General features: G+C 60.1%; 25 protein-coding genes and 1 tRNA gene. 12 read left to right on the forward strand and 14 right to left on the reverse strand.

The window, feature by feature from the left end; all coding sequences use genetic code 11:
* Positions 1-15 precede the first annotated feature (15 nt).
* Both ACQZ5K_RS07130 and ACQZ5K_RS07135 read left to right on the forward strand, forming a co-directional pair.
* Positions 16-420 carry an SRPBCC family protein gene (locus ACQZ5K_RS07130; protein ID WP_448739999.1) on the forward strand — a complete coding sequence of 135 codons (405 nt, stop codon included), beginning with the start codon at positions 16-18 and terminating at the stop codon, positions 418-420.
* 10 nt (positions 421-430) lie between these two features.
* A complete protein-coding gene (locus ACQZ5K_RS07135) occupies positions 431-787 on the forward strand; it encodes a VOC family protein (protein WP_448740000.1) in 357 nt (118 codons plus the stop codon).
* Between the two features lie 217 nt (positions 788-1,004).
* Here the strand turns inward: ACQZ5K_RS07135 and ccoP are convergent, their stop codons facing one another.
* The 5 genes from ccoP to cobU form a co-directional block, all read right to left on the reverse strand.
* On the reverse strand, positions 1,005-1,868 hold the full coding sequence (ccoP, locus tag ACQZ5K_RS07140; protein ID WP_020813187.1) for a cytochrome-c oxidase, cbb3-type subunit III: 864 nt from the start codon (positions 1,866-1,868) through the stop codon (positions 1,005-1,007).
* 3 nt (positions 1,869-1,871) lie between these two features.
* Entirely contained in the window at positions 1,872-2,024 is a 153-nt protein-coding gene (locus ACQZ5K_RS07145; RefSeq protein WP_003525003.1) for a CcoQ/FixQ family Cbb3-type cytochrome c oxidase assembly chaperone, read from the reverse strand.
* A 13-nt stretch (positions 2,025-2,037) separates the two neighbouring features.
* Entirely contained in the window at positions 2,038-2,769 is a 732-nt protein-coding gene (gene ccoO / locus ACQZ5K_RS07150) for a cytochrome-c oxidase, cbb3-type subunit II (protein ID WP_448735008.1), read from the reverse strand.
* A gap of 11 nt (positions 2,770-2,780) precedes the next feature.
* Positions 2,781-4,403 carry a cytochrome-c oxidase, cbb3-type subunit I gene (gene ccoN / locus ACQZ5K_RS07155; protein WP_142779226.1) on the reverse strand — a complete coding sequence of 541 codons (1,623 nt, stop codon included), beginning with the start codon at positions 4,401-4,403 and terminating at the stop codon, positions 2,781-2,783.
* Positions 4,404-4,642: 239 nt separating this feature from the next.
* On the reverse strand, positions 4,643-5,164 hold the full coding sequence (gene cobU, locus ACQZ5K_RS07160; RefSeq protein WP_448740001.1) for a bifunctional adenosylcobinamide kinase/adenosylcobinamide-phosphate guanylyltransferase: 522 nt from the start codon (positions 5,162-5,164) through the stop codon (positions 4,643-4,645).
* Between the two features lie 503 nt (positions 5,165-5,667).
* Between cobU and ACQZ5K_RS07165 the strand changes: the two genes are divergently transcribed.
* Together ACQZ5K_RS07165 and ACQZ5K_RS07170 are read left to right on the forward strand one after the other, a co-directional pair.
* A complete protein-coding gene (locus ACQZ5K_RS07165) occupies positions 5,668-6,360 on the forward strand; it encodes a DUF599 domain-containing protein (RefSeq protein WP_003524993.1) in 693 nt (230 codons plus the stop codon).
* A gap of 69 nt (positions 6,361-6,429) precedes the next feature.
* A complete protein-coding gene (locus ACQZ5K_RS07170) occupies positions 6,430-7,395 on the forward strand; it encodes a heparan-alpha-glucosaminide N-acetyltransferase (protein WP_448740002.1) in 966 nt (321 codons plus the stop codon).
* An 85-nt stretch (positions 7,396-7,480) separates the two neighbouring features.
* Here ACQZ5K_RS07170 and ACQZ5K_RS07175 read toward each other — a convergent pair whose 3' ends face one another.
* The gene (locus ACQZ5K_RS07175) at positions 7,481-7,867 is read right to left on the reverse strand and encodes a MerR family transcriptional regulator (protein WP_003524989.1); all 387 of its coding nucleotides are present in this window, start codon (positions 7,865-7,867) and stop codon (positions 7,481-7,483) included.
* Positions 7,868-7,939: 72 nt separating this feature from the next.
* The gene (mgtE, locus tag ACQZ5K_RS07180) at positions 7,940-9,367 is read right to left on the reverse strand and encodes a magnesium transporter (RefSeq protein ID WP_003524988.1); all 1,428 of its coding nucleotides are present in this window, start codon (positions 9,365-9,367) and stop codon (positions 7,940-7,942) included.
* A 393-nt stretch (positions 9,368-9,760) separates the two neighbouring features.
* Between mgtE and ACQZ5K_RS07185 the strand changes: the two genes are divergently transcribed.
* The 3 genes from ACQZ5K_RS07185 to ACQZ5K_RS07195 are packed head-to-tail and all read left to right on the forward strand — an operon-like array spanning position 9,761 to position 12,875.
* Positions 9,761-12,061 (forward strand): FdhF/YdeP family oxidoreductase, encoded by a 2,301-nt coding sequence (locus ACQZ5K_RS07185; protein ID WP_448740003.1) that lies wholly within the window; start codon positions 9,761-9,763, stop codon positions 12,059-12,061.
* Positions 12,061-12,363 carry a hypothetical protein gene (locus ACQZ5K_RS07190; RefSeq protein WP_448736854.1) on the forward strand — a complete coding sequence of 101 codons (303 nt, stop codon included), beginning with the start codon at positions 12,061-12,063 and terminating at the stop codon, positions 12,361-12,363. The genes ACQZ5K_RS07185 and ACQZ5K_RS07190 overlap by 1 nt, the downstream gene beginning before the upstream one ends.
* Positions 12,364-12,380: 17 nt before the next feature.
* Entirely contained in the window at positions 12,381-12,875 is a 495-nt protein-coding gene (locus ACQZ5K_RS07195; RefSeq protein ID WP_448740004.1) for a peptide deformylase, read from the forward strand.
* A gap of 3 nt (positions 12,876-12,878) precedes the next feature.
* On the opposite strand, the gene ACQZ5K_RS07200 is transcribed toward ACQZ5K_RS07195, so the two are convergent.
* A complete protein-coding gene (locus ACQZ5K_RS07200; RefSeq protein ID WP_269827694.1) occupies positions 12,879-13,304 on the reverse strand; it encodes an OsmC family protein in 426 nt (141 codons plus the stop codon).
* A gap of 111 nt (positions 13,305-13,415) precedes the next feature.
* On the opposite strand from ACQZ5K_RS07200, the gene ACQZ5K_RS07205 reads away from it, so the two are divergent.
* Positions 13,416-13,583, forward strand: coding sequence for a Thivi_2564 family membrane protein (locus ACQZ5K_RS07205; protein WP_003502827.1), 168 nt, complete (start codon positions 13,416-13,418; stop codon positions 13,581-13,583).
* Between the two features lie 77 nt (positions 13,584-13,660).
* On the opposite strand, the gene ACQZ5K_RS07210 is transcribed toward ACQZ5K_RS07205, so the two are convergent.
* The gene (locus tag ACQZ5K_RS07210; protein ID WP_003524978.1) at positions 13,661-14,086 is read right to left on the reverse strand and encodes a PAS domain-containing protein; all 426 of its coding nucleotides are present in this window, start codon (positions 14,084-14,086) and stop codon (positions 13,661-13,663) included.
* 299 nt (positions 14,087-14,385) lie between these two features.
* On the opposite strand from ACQZ5K_RS07210, the gene ACQZ5K_RS07215 reads away from it, so the two are divergent.
* The gene (locus ACQZ5K_RS07215) at positions 14,386-14,547 is read left to right on the forward strand and encodes a hypothetical protein (RefSeq protein ID WP_078053104.1); all 162 of its coding nucleotides are present in this window, start codon (positions 14,386-14,388) and stop codon (positions 14,545-14,547) included.
* 198 nt (positions 14,548-14,745) lie between these two features.
* Here the strand turns inward: ACQZ5K_RS07215 and ACQZ5K_RS07220 are convergent.
* Positions 14,746-14,830, reverse strand: a tRNA-Leu gene (locus ACQZ5K_RS07220).
* Between the two features lie 189 nt (positions 14,831-15,019).
* Between ACQZ5K_RS07220 and lipB the strand changes: the two genes are divergently transcribed.
* The 3 genes from lipB to ACQZ5K_RS07235 all read left to right on the forward strand — a co-directional run bounded on the left by lipB (position 15,020) and on the right by ACQZ5K_RS07235 (position 17,909).
* On the forward strand, positions 15,020-15,751 hold the full coding sequence (gene lipB, locus ACQZ5K_RS07225) for a lipoyl(octanoyl) transferase LipB (RefSeq protein ID WP_120947647.1): 732 nt from the start codon (positions 15,020-15,022) through the stop codon (positions 15,749-15,751).
* Positions 15,752-15,817: 66 nt separating this feature from the next.
* Positions 15,818-16,885, forward strand: coding sequence for an NAD(P)-dependent alcohol dehydrogenase (locus tag ACQZ5K_RS07230; protein ID WP_448740005.1), 1,068 nt, complete (start codon positions 15,818-15,820; stop codon positions 16,883-16,885).
* Positions 16,886-16,973: 88 nt separating this feature from the next.
* On the forward strand, positions 16,974-17,909 hold the full coding sequence (locus tag ACQZ5K_RS07235) for a DMT family transporter (RefSeq protein ID WP_003524974.1): 936 nt from the start codon (positions 16,974-16,976) through the stop codon (positions 17,907-17,909).
* A gap of 20 nt (positions 17,910-17,929) precedes the next feature.
* Here ACQZ5K_RS07235 and ACQZ5K_RS07240 read toward each other — a convergent pair whose 3' ends face one another.
* The 4 genes from ACQZ5K_RS07240 to secDF all read right to left on the reverse strand — a co-directional run bounded on the left by ACQZ5K_RS07240 (position 17,930) and on the right by secDF (position 22,368).
* A complete protein-coding gene (locus tag ACQZ5K_RS07240) occupies positions 17,930-18,388 on the reverse strand; it encodes a hypothetical protein (RefSeq protein ID WP_003524973.1) in 459 nt (152 codons plus the stop codon).
* Between the two features lie 145 nt (positions 18,389-18,533).
* Positions 18,534-19,379, reverse strand: coding sequence for a phytoene/squalene synthase family protein (locus ACQZ5K_RS07245; RefSeq protein WP_448740006.1), 846 nt, complete (start codon positions 19,377-19,379; stop codon positions 18,534-18,536).
* 23 nt (positions 19,380-19,402) lie between these two features.
* Positions 19,403-19,795: an Mth938-like domain-containing protein gene (locus ACQZ5K_RS07250; protein WP_003524967.1), complete on the reverse strand. Its 393-nt coding sequence runs from the start codon at positions 19,793-19,795 to the stop codon at positions 19,403-19,405.
* On the reverse strand, positions 19,795-22,368 hold the full coding sequence (secDF, locus tag ACQZ5K_RS07255; protein WP_003524965.1) for a protein translocase subunit SecDF: 2,574 nt from the start codon (positions 22,366-22,368) through the stop codon (positions 19,795-19,797). The genes ACQZ5K_RS07250 and secDF overlap by 1 nt, the downstream gene beginning before the upstream one ends.
* Positions 22,369-22,418 lie beyond the last annotated feature (50 nt).

Raw genomic sequence — 22,418 nt, forward strand, 5'->3', positions numbered from 1 at the left:
CCAAGGGAGGATGAAATGCCTGTCATGCAGTCGAGAATCATTCATCTGTCGGTCGAAAAACCCTGGAGCCATGTCTACGACTTCGCCTCCGACCCGCAGAACATGCCCCGCTGGGCCGCAGGCCTTGCGGGCGGCCTCACACCGGACGGCGAGGACTGGATCGCCGAGGGCGGGCCGCTTGGCGAAGTGCGCGTCAATTTCGCGCCCGCAAACGAGTTCGGCGTCATCGACCATGTCGTGACCTTGCCGGATGGCGTGAAGGTTTATAACGCGCTACGGGTAACGCCGAACGGCAGCGGCACGGAGGTGAGTTTCACCCTGCTTCGCCTTCAGGGCATGACGGACGACGATTTCGAACAGGATGCAAGAGCGATCACGGCCGATCTCGAAACGCTGAAGGCGCTGCTCGAAAAGGATTGATGGAGGAAGCATGACCACGAATACGAACGACCGTCGGATCGACTATGTCGAATTCAACGTCGCCGATATCGAGCGCAGCAAGGAGTTTTACGGCGGCGCCTTCGGCTGGTCCTTCAAGGATTACGGTCCGCAATATTGCGAGTTTTCCGATGGCCGGCTGACCGGCGGTTTCACCACCACGGCGCCAGTCTCGGCCAGGGGCGGGCCGCTCGTCATTCTCTACGCCGCCGATATCGAGGATGTACAGCGACGCGTCGAAGCCGCCGGCGGCCAGATCAGCGTCGCAATCTTCGCCTTTCCCGGCGGCCGGCGTTTCCATTTCACCGATCCGGACGGGTATGAACTGGCCGTCTGGTCGGACAAATAAAAAAAGGGCCGCATAGCGGCCCTTTGAGTGTGATGGCAAAGCTTCTTTACACTCGACGTCATCCTTGGGCTTGACCCAAGGATCTAATCACGTCCAATTAAATCGAGACGTTGCAGATGCTCGGGACAGGCCCGAGCATGACGGAAGAGAGCTTTCAGGCCGCTGTCATCTATCCGGGGCGACATGACACGGCCCTCTCCATTTCCTGTCTTTGCTATCACTCGCCCCCGCCAAGCGAATGCACGAAAATCGCCAGCTGCTTGACCGTCGTATCGCCGAGACGCTCACCCCACGCGGGCATGACCCCGTGCTTGGGCGAACGTATCTGCGAGACAATCCCCTCTTCGCCCTGCGACTTCAGCCAGATCGCATCGGCAAGATTGGGCGCGCCGAATTCGCGATTGCCCTTGGCGTCTTCCCCGTGGCAGGAGGCGCAATTGTCGGCAAAGAGCTGCTTGCCTGGCTCCACCAGCGCCGGGTTGGAGGGGGTGCCGGTGAGACTGACGACATAGGCGGCAACCTCGCGGATTTCATTCGACTGGAGGATATCGCTAAAGGCCGGCATTTCCGAAGCACGCGTATCCGCATCGTCGGCAAAACGAATGCCGTGCTTCACCGTCGTATAGATGTCGTCGACGCTGCCGCCCCACATCCAGTCGTCATCGTTGAGGTTGGGATAACCCTGCCCGCCTTCCGCGCCCGAACCGTGACACTGAATGCAATTGACCTTGAAAGCGGCAGCGCCGCCGGAAAGGGCAAATTGCATCAGGGTCGGGTCGGCCTGAATTTCGGCAAGCGACGAATTGGCGATCTTGTCGACAAAGACGCTCTGCGACTGTTTTGCATCGGCAATTTCGGCGGCAATATCGCCACGGCTGTTCCAGCCGAGCAACCCTTGCGTCGCCCCATTGATCAGCGGCCATGCCGGATAGGCGATGGTGTAGCCGATGGCCCAGAGGATCGTGAAATAGAAGGTCCAGACCCACCAGCGCGGCATGGGATTGTTCAGCTCGCGGATACCGTCCCATTCATGGCCGGTGGTTTCGACGCCGCTGATGTCATCAATGTGTTTTTCGGACATATCCTAGTCCTCCTTGAGCGGAATGCTGGCGGCATCGTCCGCGGCTTGTCTGGAGCCGGGGCGAAGGGTGAAAACGACGACGCCGGCAAAGAACAGGGTCATGGCAAGCAGGCCCCAGCTATCGGCGAAGTGGCGCATGGCCGTGTAGGTTTCCATGGCTTAAACCTCCTCACCGGTATCCGGCGGCATCGTCATAGGTCGAGAAATCGACCAGCGTGCCGAGCATCTGCAGATAGGCGACCAGCGCATCCATTTCGGTAAGCTTGGCCGGATCGCCGTCGAAATCGCCCACCTTCGCCTTCGGATAACGCGCCAGAAGTTCCGACGAATCCGCATTCGGATCGGCCTGGGCGGCAAGATCGGCGGCGGATTTTTCGATCATCTCGTCGCTATAGGGTACACCGACGGCGCGGTTGGCCTTCAGCTCCATGGAAACGTCGGTGATCTTCAGCGGCGTGGTCTTCAGGAACGCATAGGAGGGCATGATCGATTCCGGCACCACCGAACGCGGATCGGCCAGATGCTGCACGTGCCATTCATTCGAATAACGATCGCCGACACGCGCAAGGTCAGGCCCCGTGCGCTTGGAACCCCACTGGAACGGGTGGTCGTACATGGATTCCGCCGCCAGGCTATAATGCCCGTAACGCTCCACCTCGTCGCGGAACGGCCGGATCATCTGGCTGTGGCAGACATAACATCCCTCGCGGATGTAGATGTTGCGCCCGGCCAGCTCCAGCGGCGTGTAGGGTCGCATGCCCTCCACCTTCTCGATGGTGTTTTCGAGATAAAAGAGCGGTGCGATTTCAACGATGCCGCCGATGGAGACGACCAGCAGGGAACCGACCAGAAGCAGCGTCGCGTTGCGTTCGATGACGGCGTGTTTGTCAAGAATGGACATGGGGCCGCTCCTTATTCAGCAGGCTGCAGCGAGGGTGCCGCGCCTTTGCTGGCGCCCTCCTCGCGTTGATGACCGAGGATGGTCATCGTGACGTTGTAGGCCATGATCAGCGCGCCGCTGAGGAACATCAGGCCGCCCAATGCACGCATCACGTAATAGGGGAACAGCGCCGCGACCGATTCCGCGAAGGAATAGACGAGGAAGCCTTGGGCATCATATTCGCGCCACATCAGCGCCTGCTGGATGCCGGCGACCCACATGACGGCGGCGTAAACGACGATGCCGAGCGTGGCGAGCCAGAAGTGCCAGTTGACCAGTTGCAGGCTGTAAAGACGCTCCCTGCCCCAGAGTTTCGGCGTCAGGTAATAGATCGCGCCGAAAGTGATCATGCCGTTCCAGCCGAGTGCGCCGGAATGAACATGGCCGATGGTCCAGTCGGTATAGTGGCTGAGCGAGTTGACGGCCTTGATCGACATCATCGGGCCTTCGAAGGTCGCCATGCCGTAAAAGGCAACCGCCATCACCATCATGCGCACGACGGGATCGGTACGGATCTTGTCCCATGCGCCCGAAAGCGTCATCAGACCGTTGATCATGCCGCCCCACGAGGGCATCCACAGCATGACAGAGAACACCATGCCGAGCGTCTGCGCCCAGTCCGGCAGCGCGGTATAGTGCAGGTGGTGCGGACCGGCCCAGATATACATGAAGATCAGCGCCCAGAAGTGGATGATCGACAGGCGGTAAGAATAGACCGGACGGTTCACCTGCTTCGGGATGAAGTAGTACATCATGCCAAGGAAGCCGGCCGTCAGGAAGAAGCCGACGGCGTTATGGCCGTACCACCATTGCGTCAGCGCGTCCTGTACGCCCGAAAAGGCCGAATAGCTCTTGATCCCGAGGAAGGACACCGGCACCGCCAGATTATTGACGATATGCAGCATGGCGATGGTGACGATGAAACTCAGATAGAACCAGTTCGCCACATAGATATGCGGCTCCTTGCGCGTGAGGATCGTACCGAGGAACACAAGCAGATAGGCGACCCATACGATGGTCAGCCAGATGTCTACATACCATTCCGGCTCCGCATATTCGCGGCCCTGCGTGATGCCGAGCAGATAGCCGGTGGCGGCCATGACGATGAAGAGGTTGTAGCCCCAGAACACGAACCAGCCGAGATTGCCGCCGAACAGGCGCGCCCGACAGGTCCTCTGCACCACGTAAAAGGAGGTGGCGATCAGCGCATTTCCCCCGAAAGCGAAGATCACCGCCGATGTGTGCAGCGGCCGCATCCGGCCGAAATTGAAATAGGGCGCGATATTGAGATCGGGAAAAGCGAGCTGAAGCGCCACCACGACGCCGACCAGAAAGCCGACGACACCCCAGAACACGGTGGCGATGACGCCGTATTTCACCACCTCGTCGAAATATTCCGACTTGAGGCGGGCACGCGCGGCTGAATCGACAGGCGCGAAGGAGACACGGCGCAGCAGAAGCACCGTGCTGACCAGAAGCGTAAAGAACAGCACCCACATATGGGCGGCGAAAAGACTGTCATGGGCAAATGCTGCCCCAAGCAACGCGAGAAAGGCGCCGAGCGCCACGATCGCGGTTTCTAACGTGTAATTCATTGTTGGTTTCCCCCAACGTGCAAGCCGACCGACGAAAGGCACGGCACGCGCCTGGGAGAGCGGAAACGCGCCTTTGCGTCGGTTGGAGCATTGCCACCGGCAGGGGAACGCCACCTTGATCCAGATCAAGAAAGCAAAGCTGTCGCAGCCCCGGTAAAACAGGGCGCGGCTTTATGGGGGGAATTTGCGTAAGAGCAAAAGTGCGCGCCTATGTCGGCCCTGCTTTTGAAGGTGCCGTTTCAGCCCTTCATCTTCAGGGGCAGACCGGCGGCGACAAAATAGACCTCACCGACAATGGCGGCGATTCGCTGATGCAGGCGGCCGGCGTGATCGCGAAATTCCCGCGCCATGCGGTTTTCCGGGACGATGCCGAGACCGACTTCGTTGGAGACGAAAATCAGCCTCGCCCGAGCCGATACAATCGCCGCCTCAAGCGCCGCAAAGGCGGCCTCGATATCGGCATTCTCCATCATCAGATTGGTGAGCCACAGGGTGAGGCAATCGATGAGAACGACATTTTCCGGCGCGTCAAGCTGCTCCAGCGCAGCGGCAATATCGACGGGCGCTTCATGCGTGGTCCATTCGCCGCCGCGCCGCGCCTGATGATGGACGATGCGGTCGCGCATCTCGTCATCCCATGCCCGGCCGGTGGCCAGATAATGCAGGCTTCCACCGGACTTGCCCGCAAGCTCCTCCGCAAAACGGGACTTGCCGGAGCGCGCGCCGCCAAGAATGAAAACGGAGCGGTTTTTATCTGTCATCTAAAACCTGAAGGAAGAGAATGAAGCGGACCGGCATCTTCGCCGTGTCGCAAGCCAGGGACAGGCAGACATGAAGGGAACGATTCGTAGAAAAAGGCGTCCCCCGGTTGCTCATGCCGGACTGCCGCTGATCCCGGGCCGGAGAAAACAAGACCTGCCAGCAGGATGCGGGGCATATCAGCCTTGGCGACTCCGGATACCGGAAACACCGGTCCTGATGAAAGGCTAGGTGCGAACGGCCATCCTGTCAATCGGTCCCTGCCGTTAGCCAAAAATCAGGCGGAACCGGGACGCAAAACCTTAATCCGGAACCGGCAGACCTGTCGTCCGCGACTGGATTGATAAAGCGACTTGGTTACCGGAAAGTTAGCGAAAAACCGATTGATGAAACCGCAACGCCAAAGGAGAATATGGAGTGACGGCAGCCGCCGCCATTGCCTTGCCATGGCCTTCAAATCAATATGCTTTCGAAGATTCGCAAACAGCAAGGTGGCCTGCCCGTGATGACCGTCATGGACTATATCTCGATCGTCGTTTTCATCCTGTTATGGGCGGTCTATACCCATGTCACGACGGGAACGCGGCTGTTTTCGAGAGCCAGCCTCAATCAGGCCATGGCCGAGCGTCGGCGAGACTGGATCATGAATTCGCTGAAGCGCGACCTGAAGATGATCGATACGCAGATCATGGCCGGCCTGCAGAACGGCACAGCCTTTTTCGCTTCCACCTCCATCTTCGCCATCGGCGGATGTTTCGCCCTTCTGGGCGCGACCGAACAGGTCGAATCGGTGTTTCGCGACATGCCTTTCGTGCATTACGCCGGGCGCACGGCCTTCGAACTGAAGGTCATCGGCCTGACCTGTCTTTTCGGTTATTCCTTCTTCAAGTTCGGCTGGTCCTACCGCCTGTTCAACTATTGCACGATCCTGTTCGGCGCCATTCCCATGGTCCACGATGTCGGCGCCGATCGCGAGGCGGCGGAGCGGGCGGCCGAAAACGTCATAAAGATGAACATCATCGCTGCTAAGAACTTCAACGACGGGCTGCGGACCATCTTTCTGTCCATCGGTTATCTCGGCTGGTTCATCAGCCCCTATGTCTTCATCGCCAGCACGGTCATCATCATCGTGGCGCTGCTACGCCGCCAGTTCTTTTCCGAAGCGCGACGCGCCATCATGGAAGAAAACAGGCCTTGAAATAGCCGCACTTCAAGGGCCAAGCCCAGCGTGATACCGGCCTCCCCGAAAGCTTGAAAAACGGAAACCATGGACACGAACGCAGCCGCAAACGAAAACCGCCGCAAAGGCCGCATAGGCGGTCTCGACACCCTGCGCGGGCTGGCCCTCATCGCCATGGCGTCCTACCACTTCACGTGGAATCTGGAATATTTCGGCTATCTCGAACCCGGTACGGCGACGACAGGCCTGTGGAAACTCTATGCGCGGGGCATCGCCAGCTCATTCCTGTTTCTGGCCGGTTTCAGCCTGTTTCTCGCCCATGGCAAGGGCGTGAACTGGCCGTCCTTCGGCAAGCGTTTTGCGATGGTGGCCGGCTCGGCGCTGCTCATTACCGTCGCCACCTATTTCGCCTTTCCGGACAGCTTCATCTTCTTCGGCATATTGCACAATATCGCCGCCGCAAGCCTTGTCGGGCTGCTGTTCCTGCGAGCACCCGCGGCCGTAACGCTGCTTTTTGCAGCGATCGCTTTCATCCTGCCGCACTATCTGCAATCGGAACTGTTCAACGCAAAATGGCTGGCCTGGGTCGGTTTTTCCACCATGCCGCCCCGCTCGAACGATTATGTGCCGCTGCTGCCCTGGCTCGCGCCCTTCCTCGCCGGACTTGCGGTGTCGCAATTCGTTACACCACGCGACTGGCTCGACCGCTTTCGAAGCCCGAGTTCGCCTCGCAACCTGATCGCAGGCGCCGGCCGTCACAGCCTTGCCTTTTACCTCATCCACCAGCCGGTGCTGATCGGCCTCGTCTACACGCTGTCACTCATCGCCCCGCCCCCGCCTGTCGATCAGGTCGAGCTTTACAAATCGAGCTGTGAAAAGAGCTGCGTCGAGCAGGCGAACGGGCTGGAACTGTGCCAGCGTTTCTGCGGCTGCACGCTGGAGAAGCTGCAGGCGGAAAGCCTGTTCGACACGATGATGGAAGGCAAGCTCAGCGCGGATCAGCAGACGAAGGTCAGCGAGGTGGCGCAACAGTGCACGGTTGAGGCGCAGTAGGTACGAGTGGGTCAAATCGAGCCGACGTTTTCGAACGTTCCCATCCGCACTCGGCGTCATCCTCGGGAGAGGCCCGAAATTTCGTTCACGTCCCCACGCCGATTTCGGCAAGCCGCGTCAGACAGGCTTCTTCGACATTGTCGAGTTCCGCCAGCGTCTCTTCGATGTCCTTGCGTTTTTGCCGAAGCTCGGCGCGCTTTTCATCGACCTTCTTCATCAGAAGCACCAACTGGCCCGATTCGCCCGGCGGTTCCTTGTAGACGTGGATGATTTCGCGAATTTCGGAGATCGTGAAACCGATACGGCGGCCGCGCAGGATTTCCTGAATAAGGCGGCGGTCCGCAGCCCTGAAAAGCCGTGTGCGCCCGCGACGCTCAGGGTGAATCAGCCCCTCGTCCTCGTAAAATCTCAAGGTACGGGTGGAAACACCGAATTCGCGTGTCAGTTCGGTTATGCTATAATACTTGTCCAAGGGCCTATCCGATTCATAACCGGATGATGTTATTTGACCTTCACGTAAAAGTCAATTTTCGCCCGCCCGGCCCTACCCGGAAATACCGTACCACCAGGTCGCAATCCCCAGAAAGGCGAAAAAGCCGACAATATCGGTGACCGCCGTGACGAAGACCGCCGAAGAGACCGCCGGGTCCGCCCCGAACTTGTCGAGCACCAGCGGAATGAGAATGCCCGCCAGCGCCGCCGCCAGCATGTTGAGACACATGGCCGTGGCGATGATACCGCCGATATGGATATCCTGAAACCAGATACCGGCAACAATGCCGATGGCGCAACCGAACAGCATGCCGTTCAGGATACCCACACCCGCCTCACGCCGGATGATGCGCGCGGCGTTGTGAATATCGAGGCTTTTGGTGGCAAGTGCCCGCACCGACACCGTCATGGTCTGCGATCCGGCATTGCCGCCCATGCCGGCCACCGCCGGCATCAGGATCGCCAGCGCGACGATCTGCTGGATCGTCGCATCGAACAGGCTGATGACGGAGGCGGAGAGAAAGGCGGTGATGAGATTGACCGCAAGCCAGGGCACGCGTGAACGGGACGTGCTGGCAATCGAGTCTGACAGTTCTTCGTCACCGACACCGCCAAGGCGCAGCAGATCCTCTTCGGCCTCTTCCTGAATGACGTCCACCACGTCATCGATGGTCAGCACGCCCACCAGTCGACCGTTGTCGTCGACCACGGCGGCGGAGAGAAGGTCGTATTGCTCGAAAAGCTGCGCGGCCTCTTCCTGGTCCATTTCCGCCGGAATGGAGTGGTTGGTCTCGTGCATGATCGTTTCGATCTTCACCTGACGCTTGGCGCGCAGCACCTTGTCGAGATCGAGCGCGCCGACCAGCTTGAAGGTGGGGTCGATGACGAAGATCTGCGTGAAGGAATCCGGTAGCTCCTCCTCCTCGCGCAGATAATCGATGGTCTGCCCCACGGTCCAGAACGGCGGCACGGCCACGAATTCCGTCTGCATGCGGCGGCCGGCCGAGCTTTCCGGATAATCCAGAGCCCGCATCAGCCTCACACGTTCGGTGAACGGCAGTTGCGAGAGAATATCCTCGCGGTCCTCGTCGTCGAGGTCCTCGAGAATATAGACCGCGTCGTCCGAATCCAGTTCGCCGATACCGGCGGCGATCTGCTCGTTCGACATCTGGTCGACGATATCGAGGCGGATGCCCTCATCCACCTCGGTCAGCGCCGTCATGTCGAAGTCGGAACCGAGAAGGCGCACCAGCGCATGGCGCTGTTCAGGCAGGATGGATTCCAGCAGGTCGCCGAGTTCGGATTCGTGCAGCCGCGCCACGTTCTTGCGCAGGAAAAGCAGATCGCGGTCAGCGATCGCCGCGCCCACCATCGTCAGAAAATCCGAGCGGACGGACCCGTCTTCTGCGTAAATATCGGAGGGCGCTTCCGCAGGCTTCATGTCCTCGGGCGCGACAGGATCGTCGTCACGGTCTGTCATCTGGCGTCCCCTTGTATTCAAATGCCGCAGTGCACGTATGCGCAGGCAGAATGGCGTTAAAAGGTATATTGTCAACAACCGGATAGCGGCAAATAAACAAGCTCTCCGGCTGCGGCGAAAAATCCATTCAACATTCCTCTTCCGGTTCGCAGGCTTAGCCACGGCCAGCGGCTATAGGCATGTTTAACCAGGCTTTGCAGCTTGTTTTGCGACAACGCCCACCCCCTTTACGCCGTTCCCGTTTCAAATGTCGAACGGGCGAACAAAGGTTTCGCCGCAATGCACAATTAAGACATTGACAGGCAGCGTGGAACGGCGCTTCTGGATAGGCATTTGACAAACGGCAAACGCCGACAGGCGGGCACGAAAAGACAGATTCCGGGAATCAGGACCATGAGCAAGACGGACTTCATAGGCAAGGCATCGACAGCCGCAGGCGGCTGGGGCGCCCTCAAAAGCGTCGGCAAACGCCTTCTCGAATCCGGCGCCCCGATTTCCGGCGCCCGCACGCTTTTGAGGACCAACCAGCCGGATGGATTCGATTGCCCGGGCTGCGCCTGGGGCGACCCGGAACATGGCTCCTCTTTCGAGTTCTGCGAAAACGGCGTCAAGGCGGTGTCATGGGAGGCAACGGAAGCCCGGGTGCCGCCGGACTTCTTCGCCAGCCGCACCGTCTCGGAACTGCGCGGCTGGTCCGACTACGATCTGGAGAAACAGGGCCGCCTCACCCATCCCATGCGTTATGACCGGGCGAGCGACAGATATCTGCCCGTCTCCTGGGACGATGCCTTCGCCGAAATCGGCCGCATCCTCAACAGTCTCGACAGCCCGGACCGGGCGGAGTTCTATACCTCCGGCCGCGCCTCCAACGAGGCGGCCTTCCTCTATCAGCTGATGGTCCGGCTTTACGGCACCAACAATTTCCCCGACTGTTCCAACATGTGCCACGAAGCGAGCGGCGTCGGCCTGAAGGCTTCGATCGGCGTCGGCAAGGGCACCGTGCTGCTTGAGGATTTCGAGCAGACGGACGCCATTTTCGTCATCGGGCAAAATCCCGGCACCAACCATCCCCGCATGTTGGGCGACCTGCGCCGCGCCGCCCTTCGCGGCGCCCGCATCGCCGTCTTCAACCCCATCCGCGAAAAGGGTCTGGAGCGCTTTGCCGACCCGCAGGACAAGGTGGAGATGATTACCGGCAGCAGCACCCGCATCGCCACCAATTATTACCAGCCGCGCCAGGGCGGCGACATGGCGGCCGTGCGCGGCATGAGCAAGGCGGTCTTCGCCGCCGACGATGCCGCAAGGGCGGCGGGCGAACCCGCCATCATCGATTACGACTTCATCGCCGAACATGCGGCGGAGTTCGAGGCCTATCGCGCCGCCGTCGAAGCGACGAGCTGGGAAAACATTCTCGACCAGTCCGGCCTCACCCGCGCGGAGATCGAGGAAGCCGCCCGTATCTACATGAATGCCGGTTCCGTCATCGCCACCTGGGCCATGGGCGTCACCCAGCACAAGCATTCGGTCATCATCGTTCGCGAGATCACCAATTTCATGCTGCTGCGCGGCAATGTCGGCCGTCCGGGCGCCGGCCTTTGCCCGGTGCGCGGCCATTCCAACGTGCAGGGGGACCGCACCGTCGGTATCGACGAAAAGGCCCCGCCAGCGCTTCTCGACGCGCTGGAAAAGGAACTCGGCGTCCCCATGCCGCGCAAGCCCGGCCACAATACCGTCGAAGCCGTCGCTGCGATGCTGGACGGCGAGGCTCAGACTTTCATCGCGCTCGGCGGTAATTTCATGCGCGCAACGCCCGACAGCCCGCTGATCGTCAAGGCTTTCGAAAAGCAGAAGCTGACCGTCAACATCGCCACCAAGCTCAACCATTCGCATCTGGTGCCGGGCGAAACCTCCTTCGTGCTGCCCTGTCTCGGCAGAACGGAAATCGACCGCAATTCGGCCGGCCGCTCGCAGATCGTCACGGTGGAGGATTCCATGAGCATGGTGCACGGTTCCGGCGGCATCAATCCGCCGGCCTCGGATGAGCTGCGTTCGGAAGTCGCCATCGTCGCCGGCATCGCCGAGGCGACGCTTGGCAATGCCCATGTCGACTGGAAGGCGCTTGCCGATGATTACGATCTCATCCGCGACATGATCGAGCGGGTGATTCCCGGTTTCGATAATTTCAACGAGCGCGTCCGCGTGCCGCGCGGTTTTCATCTGCGCAATGCGGCGGCCGAACGGGAATGGAACACACCGGCGAAAAAGGCCACCTTCTATAGCGGTCCGCTGCCCGAACAGACCGAACACCAGCAGGCGCTCACGCGCGATGACCTGTTCGTATTGCAGACCTTCCGCAGCCACGATCAATACAACACCACGATCTACGGCATGGATGACCGTTATCGCGGTGTCTATGGCGAGCGCCACGTCATCTTCATGAACCCGAAGGACATGGAAGCGCTCGGCGCCCATTCCCGCCAGCGCGTCGATGTCATCGGTGAATATGGCGACGGCGTGGAACGCATCGCAAAGAATTTCCGGCTGGTGCCCTATAATATCCCGCAGGGCAGCGTCGGCGGTTATTATCCGGAACTGAACGTGCTGGTGCCGCTGTCGAGCTATGGCGAAGGCAGTTTCACGCCGACATCGAAATCGGTGCTCGTCTCCGTTCGCCTGCGCCGGGATGCCTCCTGATGGAAGAGGAGCAATCCACTGCGGCGTTCATGGCGGCGGTGGAGCGGGTTCAGGAAAGCGCCTCACAGGCGCTGACCGGCACGGGTGCAGCGATCCTTCTTTCGGTTTATCTGAACATCGCCGCTGACAGCCGCAGCATCGCCAACCGGCTGGGGCTTGCGCACGCCCTCATTCTGCGCGAAATCACTGCCCTGTCGCCACGTTTCGTGCGGGTGACAAAACGCGATGCCCGCACCCAGCGCAGCTTTCTGGAGGCAACCGAAGAAGGACAGGCCCTTGCGGCGGCGTCCCTGCGGATTTGAAACGAACGGAGCATTCCTTGGCAATCAGGCCGATCCTGCCCTACCCCCATCCCGGTTTGTCCGAAATCTGCGCGCCGGTCACGGCTTTCGACGGGCAATTGCAGGAGCTGGTGACAGACCTGATCGACACGATGCGCGCCGCACCCGGCGTCGGCATCACCGCCGCCCATATCGGCGTCAAACAGCGCGTTTTCGTGCTGGAGCTGACACCGGGAACCGTGCTCACCTACATCAATCCTGAAGTCGTCAGCCAATCCACGCAGACCATGCGCCATATGGAGGGCAGCGTCTCCATGCCGGGATTTACCGACGAGGTGGAGCGGCCCGCCGAAATCGAGGTGAGATTTCAGGACATAGCCGGCGGCGAACACCGACAGACCGCCGAGGGATTTCACGCCATCTGCATCCAGCACGAGATCGACCAGTTGGACGGCATTTTCTGGCTGAAGCGCCTCTCGAAGCTCAAGCGCGACCGGCTGGTGAAAAAATGGGAAAAATCCCGGAAATCCTGATGGTCAGCCGGTAATCGACAGCGCAAATTCCGCATCGCCCTTCAGCGTGTTGCTGACGGTGCAGATATCCTCGGCCATATGGGCGATGGCGCCGCGCGTGGCCTCATCGAAATCCCCCTTTATCTCGATCCGGACATCGAAACGCACGATCCGCGACGGCTCCTCCTCAGCCTTTTCGCCGGATACATGCACCGTGACCTTTTCGAACCGGTCGAGCACGCCCATGCGGCTCGCCGCAATCCGGGCGCTGAGCGCCAGACAGGCCGACAGCGACGAATAAAGAAGATCGAGCGGATTGAAACCCGGCTCCGAGGCCGCCGTCACCACCGTCAGGGCGCCTCCGGTGGCCGTGACGACATCGGGATGCCCGAGACGGCCAAGAGTGACGACAGCGCCCGTCGGCCGCTTTTTAACCCTGAACTGATTCATGCCCGACCTCACACCGCGATTTCACCCGATGGAACCAAAATTAGCCTCGCGCTTTTACTCACGCAACGGTGAACGACCGTTGAGTATTGATTGAAAAGGGAGCTGGGACATATGGTTACATCTACGCTCGTCAGCATTCTGATCACCTTCCTGGTGATTGTGCTCGTCTTGTGGCTTATCGCGCGACTGCCGGTCGGCGGCGGTGCGAAACAGATCGCACAGGTGATCGTCATCATCATCGGCATTATTTCGCTGCTGAAATATCTTGCCGTCTTCTGATGTCCCCGCACGGTGCAGACGAAAAAAGGCGGCGAAAGCCGCCTCTTTTTATGCACGGTTTTCACCCCGTCCGGTCGCTATTGCCGAGGCTCGAACTGATAGGTTTTTTTCAGGGTAATATCCCGAACGCTGCCAATACCCAGAAACGGTGTATTGTCGGCATCAAAAATCGCCCTGCCCTTCGCCACGATCCACCGATCCGACCCATCCGGCAGATTGACCTTGTAGCGCTGGTCGAAAAACACACCGGTAGTGATGCTCTCAAAAATGGCCTGCGCCACCTGATCGCGCATCTCGACATCGATTCTTTCGAGAATCTCCTCGATCGTCACCCCACGCGACGCAACTGGCTCCGAAAACCCATGACATTCCGCGGTGACCGCATCCATGATCAGCCTGTTATCGGAAATGCTCCACATGTAATAGCCAAGCGCATTGTCTGAATCCGTTTTGTCCCCCTGCACGAAAACCCCCAGACATATTTTCCTGACAAAAGCTAACATCGGACCTCTAATATTCCACCCCTCGTTTTTGTGGGGGGGAACCGCACGGCTACTGCAGCGTGCATCGATATCCACCGAAATTTGACGATGACCGAATCCAGCTAGAGCATTTCCAGTAAAAGTGCGTAGCGGTCTTACGTCTGGGAATGCGAGAACAAAGTGATAGAGCACGCCCCACGATTCCGTTTTGACCGGACGTGCTCCAGGGTTCCGAAATGGACGATAAATTTCGAAGAGGCATCGCAAAACCACCTGCCTGCGCCTACATGGCTTGTGATGACATGTCGAAGGAGTTCAATATGGTGCGAGCCGCCCTCACTTTCGGATTGCTGACCGCAACCGTCTTTCTGGCCGGGTGCCAGACGTGGCATAGTCCATATCGTGGAAACGAGTGGCGCATGGATCAGGTCATGGATGGTGACCCCTACCGTGTCGGTGACGGCCAGCGCAACCGACGCTGATCCACCTCGTCCATTCAATTCGAACGGCGGCAGGTCGATAATTTGCCGCCGTTAATTCATGGCGCTCTGGCTGCGGGATAAAGCAGATTGGTGTGGTTTGGGACACATCCAATACGGTCCAACGAACCGGGGACAGAAAACAGAGAGCAAGCTAAACGACTGGCTAAAAAAGAAAAAACCCGCCGAAGCGGGTTTCTTTGGTGCGGTCGAGAAGACTCGAACTTCCACGGGTTGCCCCACAGCGACCTCAACGCTGCGCGTCTACCAATTCCGCCACGACCGCATCGTGGTAGGCGTCGACTTGCGCCGACGGGGGTGCATGTAGCAAAAGGATTTTCGGTGCACAAGAGCGTCGTGACAGTTTTTTGAAATTAAAAATCGCACCGCACCATCCTATATGCAGGAAGCCCGGAAATGCTGGGGTTGCGGCCTTGTCGCCATTTTGCGAGAAGGCTGTGGAAAGGACTTTTTCATGCTCACACGCACCGATATCGAGACAAACATGCTGCCCGCCGCCGGATCGCCGCCCGTTCGCTGGCGAATCTCGGAAGGCCTCGTCCCCTATGAGCAGGCGATTGAGGAAATGGAGCGTGAAGTCGCGGCCATTGCAAACGGCGAGGCCGACGAACTCGTCTGGCTTCTGGAACACCCGCCGCTCTATACCGCCGGCACCAGCGCCGATGCCGCGGATCTTATAGAGCCGGAGCGCTTCCCCGTCTTCGCCACGGGTCGGGGCGGTGAATATACCTATCACGGGCCCGGACAGCGGGTCGTCTATGTCATGCTCGACCTGAAGCGGCGGCGGCAGGATGTCCGCGCCTATGTTGCGGCGCTGGAGGATGTCATCATCCGCACGCTCGACAAGATGAATGTGCGTGGCGAGCGGCGCGAGGACCGCGTCGGCGTCTGGGTCCGGCGTCCGGAAAAACCGCTGCTTCCCGATGGCGGCATGGCCGAGGACAAGATCGCGGCACTTGGCATCAGGCTGCGCAAATGGGTGAGCTTCCACGGGCTTTCGATCAATGTCGATCCAGACCTCTCGCATTTTTCCGGCATCGTTCCCTGCGGCATCAGCGCCTATGGCGTCACCAGCCTTGTCGATCTTGGATTGCCGGTTATGATCGGCGACGTCGACGTTCTGCTGCGCGAGGCCTTTGAGGAGGTGTTTGGCGAGGCAGTGCCCGAAACCGGCGCAAGCGGCTGATCCCACCGCAACCTTTGCCGCAGGCCGGTGTTTCCAGCATCGATCACCACAAGAGGAGGAACGATCATGTTCACTACGTCCGCCTATGCCTGCGATGACGGTTCTTCGCCGATGAAGCTCGCGACCATCAAGCGTCGCGATCCCGGCCCGCGCGATGTCGAAATCGAGATCGAATTCTGTGGCGTCTGCCACTCCGATATCCACACGGCCCGCAGCGAATGGCCGGGCTCCCTCTATCCCTGCGTTCCCGGCCACGAAATCATCGGCCGCGTCGGCCGTGTCGGCTCACAGGTCACCCGGTTCAAGGCGGGCGACCGCGCCGGCGTCGGCTGTATCGTCGATAGCTGCCGGGAATGCGCAAGCTGCGCCGAGGGTCTGGAGCAATATTGCGAAAACGGCATGACCGGCACCTATAATTCGCCCGACAAAGCGATGGGCGGCGGAGCGCATACGCTCGGCGGTTATTCCGCCCACGTCGTCGTCGATGACCGTTACGTCCTCAACATTCCCGAAGGCCTCGATCCGGCGGCGGCAGCACCCCTGCTCTGCGCGGGTATAACCACCTATTCACCGCTGCGCCACTGGAACGCCGGCCCCGGCAAGCGTGTCGGCGTCGTCGGTCTCGGCGGTCTTGGCCATATGGCGGTCAAGCTCGCCAATGCCATGGGCGCGACGGTCGTGATGATCACGACGTCGCCCGCCAAAGCGGAAGACGCGAAAAAGCTCGGCGCCCACGAGGTGATCGTCTCGCGCGATGCCGAGCAGATGAAGAAGGCCACCTCGAGCCTCGATCTCATCATCGACGCCGTGGCCGCCGACCATGACATCAACGCCTATCTGGCGCTGCTGAAACGTGACGGCGCGCTGGTGCAGGTGGGCGCGCCGGAAAAACCGCTCTCGGTTATGGCCTTCAGCCTCATTCCCGGCCGCAAGACCTTTGCCGGCTCGATGATCGGCGGCATTCCCGAGACGCAGGAAATGCTGGATTTCTGCGCCGAAAAAGGCATCGCCGCCGAAATCGAGATGATCGATATCGATCAGATCAACGACGCTTATGAACGCATGATAAAAAGCGATGTGCGTTATCGCTTCGTCATTGATATGAAGAGCCTGCCGCGCCAGAAGGCCGCCTGACCCCGGAAGGGGGGCGACCTTGCGGGCGTCCCCTCTCCCGTTGGACCTTTTGGTCGAAAGCGCAGCCTGCCCCATGACTCCCCGATCCATGACCAGCCAGACCGGTTTCAACGATATCGCCAAGGGCATGACCATCATGGCGGGTTGCATGCTGGTGCTGCCGGTCATGGATGCGATTGCCAAATACATGGCAGTGAGCGGCGGCATGTCGCCGGCGCAGGTGACCTTCTACCGCTTCTTTTTCCAGGTGCTCTGCACCCTGCCGCTGCTGCTCGTGGTGTCACCCAGGGCGCTGTTCAGCGCCAGACGGCCGTGGATGAACTGCCTGCGCGGCGTCCTGCACGCCTCGGCCAGCCTGATGTTCTTCGCCGCCGTCAAATACATGCCGCTCGCCGATGTCTTCGCGATCTATTTCGTCGAGCCTTTCATGCTGACGATGATGTCGGCCCTCTTCCTCGGCGACAAGGTGGGCTGGAAGCGCTGGACGGCGATTGCGGTCGGGTTCGGCGGCGCGCTGATCGTCATTCAGCCGAGTTTCGAAATCTTCGGCTGGACATCGCTCCTGCCGGTCGCCTGCGCCTTTCTTTATACGCTCTACCTTTTCCTGAACCGCGCCATCGGCGATGCCGACAGCCCGCTGGTCATGCAGACAATGTCGGGCATTGCGGGAACCGTGTTCATGGGGGCCGCACTTTTCGCCGGCGATGCGCTGGGCGACAAGGATTTTGCCGTTTCCCTTCCGCAATCCGGCTTCGCACTTGCCCTTCTCGTATTGTTGGGATCGATATCCGGCTACATGCACCTGCTGATCGTCAGGGCCTTCCGGCTGGCGCCGCTCTCTCTGCTGGCGCCGTTCCAGTATTTCGAGATCATCTCGGCGACGATCCTCGGTTATGCGCTGTTTTCGGATTTCCCGACGCCGTCGAAATGGCTCGGCATCCTCATCATCGTCGCATCCGGCCTGTTCATCATCTGGCGCGAGCGCCAGCAGGCCGGTGCGAACCCGCCGCTTGACGGGCAGTGACAGCCGACACCTGATGTGCCTCAACCGTTCGAGGGCAGCGGGCCTTCGTCGTGATGGTCCTGCGCCTCCACGAGACTGCCGAGCAGCCAGAGGGAAACCTCGGCCGCCTCTCCGGCCGATTTGAACCGGTATGAGCCGCTATATTTCGGCATGTCGAAAAAGGTGACAACGAAACCGTCGCCGCTTTCAAGACTCTCGACCCGGATGCGCTCGGGATCGATCATCACGCACACATAATGCGATCCCATATTGCGCATGAAGCCGGCCTTGTTGTCGTGCAGCCGCACGAAGGCTGCGCCGCCATCCGCCGTCATATGCAGGCTTCTGATCGCCTCGTTGGGAAAGGCGCGGGCGAAATCCATGATCGCCTGCCCCACATCATGACTGTTATCCTCATCCGTCGCCCGCGTCATGCGCCAGGCATAAACAGCGAAGACCGAAAGCAGCACGAAAACGATAATCCAGATCGCAATACTCATCCGGGACGCTCCCTCAGCATCGAAACATCAAGATTCGCGAATCGAAACGATGCGAACCCGGTTCAACTTCATATAGACCGAGGCTTGTGTGAAGTGTGGCTTTGCGGGATCGACATCGTTTCATCGCCCGGCACGATCAGCGCCATCAGAAACGCTTGAGGAAGGAAGCCTTTGCCAGCAGCCATTGCCGGCGAAGCTGCGACAGTTGCAGGTCGCCGTCGAATACGCCGCTCCCCGCCTTTCGGGCGGCGGCGATGACCGGCCCGGACAGGGCGACGGGAAGATAGGCGGCAAAGACATTTTTCGAAATCTTCGAGCGTCTCGCCTTCTCGATATGATCCAGCGCATGGGCCGCGAAAATTTCGATGGCAATGCCGATGCGCTGCCTGTCCTGCCCTTCAAGAAAGGTTTCGCGGTCGAGCCCCGCCGCAGCCAGCATATCGGCGGGAATATAGACCTGCCCGCGACGCCGGTGCAGCGGCATGAGCAGCAGCATGCCGGCCATGGCCTGCGCCACGCCCGCGTGACCTGCCGCCTCCGCGCTGGATGCGGCGTCTTCAGTGGAAAGCACGAGACTTGCAAGCTGGATCAATGCGGATGCGGTCTCTCCGGCATAACCTTCCAGCGCATTGCGATCCTCGAACAGGTCGTCATAGAGATCGAAGATACGCGCCTCGATCATATTGGCGAGAACCGGGCGCGGCAGGCGATAGTGCTCGATCGTCGTCAAAAGCGCGGCTGCCACCGGGTGGGACTGGCTGTCGCCATGTGGATTACCGTCGAGAAGATCGCGCCACCATTGCATGCGCACCTCGCCGGGCAGCGCTTCGCGCACGGAATCGCGGATGCGGGCGATTTCGGCATTGAAGGCATATAGCGAGGCAAGCGCATTACGCCTGTCGGCAGGCGACAGAAGACAGGCGAGATAGCGGTCGCGATCGGTATCGCGCAGCGTCGCGAGGCAGACGTCGAGATTTTCTGTGGGTGCCATGGTTCCCCGCGCGAAACGTCCTGTCAGCCTTCGACGGCAATCAGCGCCGCGGCCACGGCGCGCGATTCCGACAGCATGATATTATAGGTGCGCACGGCGGCACCCGTGCTCATCGGATCCACCGAAATGCCCGCCTCCTTGAAGGCGGCGCGCAATTCCTTCGGCAGAACCCGCATGCCGTCGCCCGTGCCGATCAGCAGCACTTCGATATCCTGCGCTTCCGCCAGAACCTTTTCGAAATGTCCGACCGTCAGTTCTTTCGCATCGACAGGCTCCCACCCGTAGATGCCCGAAGGCAGGAGCAGAAGCGAACCGCGATGCGACATGTCGGCAAAACGGAACCCGCCATTGCCATAGGCATCGATGGGCGCCCGGCCGGGAAAATGGGCCGGGCGTATTTCAATCCCGCCGGCCATCAGACGGCAGGCTTGCCGCCAATGGCGCCGGTGTTGTTTTCTTTCTTGTCGTCCTTCTCGTCTTCCGCATCCTTGCTGTCAGGACGCAGCTTGAAGGCGATCAGCACCGGAGCGGCGATGTAGACCGAGGAGAACACGCCGATACCGACACCGAACAGCATGGCGAAGGTGAAGGAACGGATGACCTCGCCGCCGAAGAGATACAGTGCCAGCAGTGCCAGAAGTACGGTCAGACCGGTAAGGATCGTACGCGAGAGAGTCTGGTTCAGCGACACGTCGATGATCATGGAAAGCGGCATCTTCTTGTATCGCCTGAGGTTTTCACGGACACGGTCGTAGATGACCACGGTATCGTTCAGCGAATATCCGATGATCGTAAGGATCGCCGCGATACTGGTCAGATTGAACTCTATCCCAAGGAAGACGAACAGGCCGATAGTGAAAACCACGTCGTGCACCATGGAGATGACCGCGCCGAGTGCAAACTGCCACTCGAAGCGAACCCAGATGTAGACCATGATCGCCGCCATGGCGAGCATAACGCCGATGGTGGAGGTAACGGTCAGGTCGCCGGAAACGGCAGGACCCACGACTTCCACGCGGCGGAAGTCGTATTTGTCCTCAAGCTCGCCGCGCACCATGGTGATGGCGGACTGCTCGGCATTTTCGCCGCCGTCCTGCGCCTGGATGCGGATGAGAACATCCTGCGGCGTACCGAAATTCTGCGCCTGGATTTCACCCAGATTGAGCTGGTTCAGACGATCGCGAATATCGGCGAGATCGGCTTCACCCTGCTTGGCGCGCACTTCGATGACCGAACCGCCCTGGAAATCGATGCCGAGGTTCAGACCCTTGGCCACGAAACCGCCGACGCAGGCGAGCATGATGGCGCCGGTGATCATGAACACCACGCGGCGATAACGCATGAAGGGAATGTCGCGACCGTCGAACATGGCGGTGCGGACACCCTTCGGCAGGTGTTTCGGACGGCTGCGGCGAACCCAGTAGCCGAACATCCACGCCGTCAGCGTATAGGCCGTGAAGACGGTGGTGATGATACCGACGGCCAGCGTAACCGCGAAGCCCTTCACCGGGCCGGTACCCATGTAGAACAGCACGCTTGCCACGATCAGCGTCGTCAGGTTGGCGTCGATAATGGTCGCAAATGCGCGGGTGAAGCCGTTATCCAGTGACTGGATCAGCGGTTTACCGCTCTTCACCTCCTCGCGTATTCGCTCATAGATCAGAACGTTCGAATCCACCGCCATGCCGATGGTCAGGACGATACCGGCAATACCCGGCAAGGTGAGCGTCGATCCGATCACACTCAGCACAGCGAGCAGCATGATGACGTTGACGATGAGGGCGATATTCGCGAGCAGGCCGAAGAAGCCATAAAAGACGAACATGAAGATGAGGACGCCAACGGCGCCGATGGCGCTGGCCGTCAGGCCGGCGGTGATGGAGTCGTTACCGAGGCTCGGGCCGACGGTGCGTTCTTCAACCACGGTCAGCGTGGCCGGCAGCGCACCGGCGCGCAGCAGGACCGCGAGGTCGTTGGCGCCCTGTACCGAGAAGTTACCCGAAATCTGCCCCGAACCGCCGATGATCGGCTCGCGGATGACAGGTGCGGAGATGACCTGGTTATCGAGCACGATGGCGAAAGGCTTGCCGACATTCTGCTGCGTCGCCTGCGCGAAGCGCTGCGCGCCGCGGCTGTCGAAGCGGAAGGTGACGACGGGTTCGTTGGTCTGCTGGTTGAAGCTTGCCTGCGCGTCGACGAGATTGTCGCCGGAAACGAGCGCGCGACGTTCCACCAGATAGGGAACCGGCGGATCGTCCTGCGAATAGAGAACCTCGGAGGTCGCGGGCGGACGGCCGTTCATGGCTTCCTGTACCGGCATCGTCGTATCGACCATGCGGAAGGAGAGCTTTGCCGTCTGGTTCAGAAGCGACTTCAGGCGCTGCGGATCCTGAAGGCCGGGCACCTGCACGATGATGCGGTCCGAACCCTGACGCTGGATGAGCGGCTCGGTGGTGCCGACTTCGTCAACGCGACGGCGCACGACTTCGATGGATTGCGAAACGGCGGACGACAGGCGGTAGTCGATGCCTTCATCCGTCAGGTTGAGCCTGAGCAGATTGTCGCCGCCGTCATTCATCGTCACTTCGGTGATGGAGCCGCCGACCAGCGTGCCGGCGGACACCGGCTGCGTCAGGTCGCGAAGCGCGTTCTTGGCGGCTTCCACCTGAGCGGGATCGCTGATGCGGACCTGAATCTGCTGGCCGTTGCCGGTAAGCCCCGAATAGCGGATGTTGGCATCGCGAAGCTGCGTGCGCACATCGCCCACGATCGTTTCAAGCCGTTCCTTGACGATGTCGGAACGCTCGATCTTGAGCATGATGTGCGAACCGCCCTGAAGGTCGAGACCGAGCGTTACCTTGTTGTCCTTGTACCAGGCAGGCATGCCCTCCAGCTGTTTGTCCGTAAACAGGTTGGGAGAGGCGATGAAGACGCTTGCCAGCACAAGCAGCCAGATGAAGACTGTTTTCCAACGGGAAAAATGAAGCATTTCGATCTCGGTCAGGGTTGGGGTCGCGCTGCGCGCAACCCGTCAAAATT

It is taken from the genome of Agrobacterium sp. 22-226-1 (genome assembly GCF_053522345.1).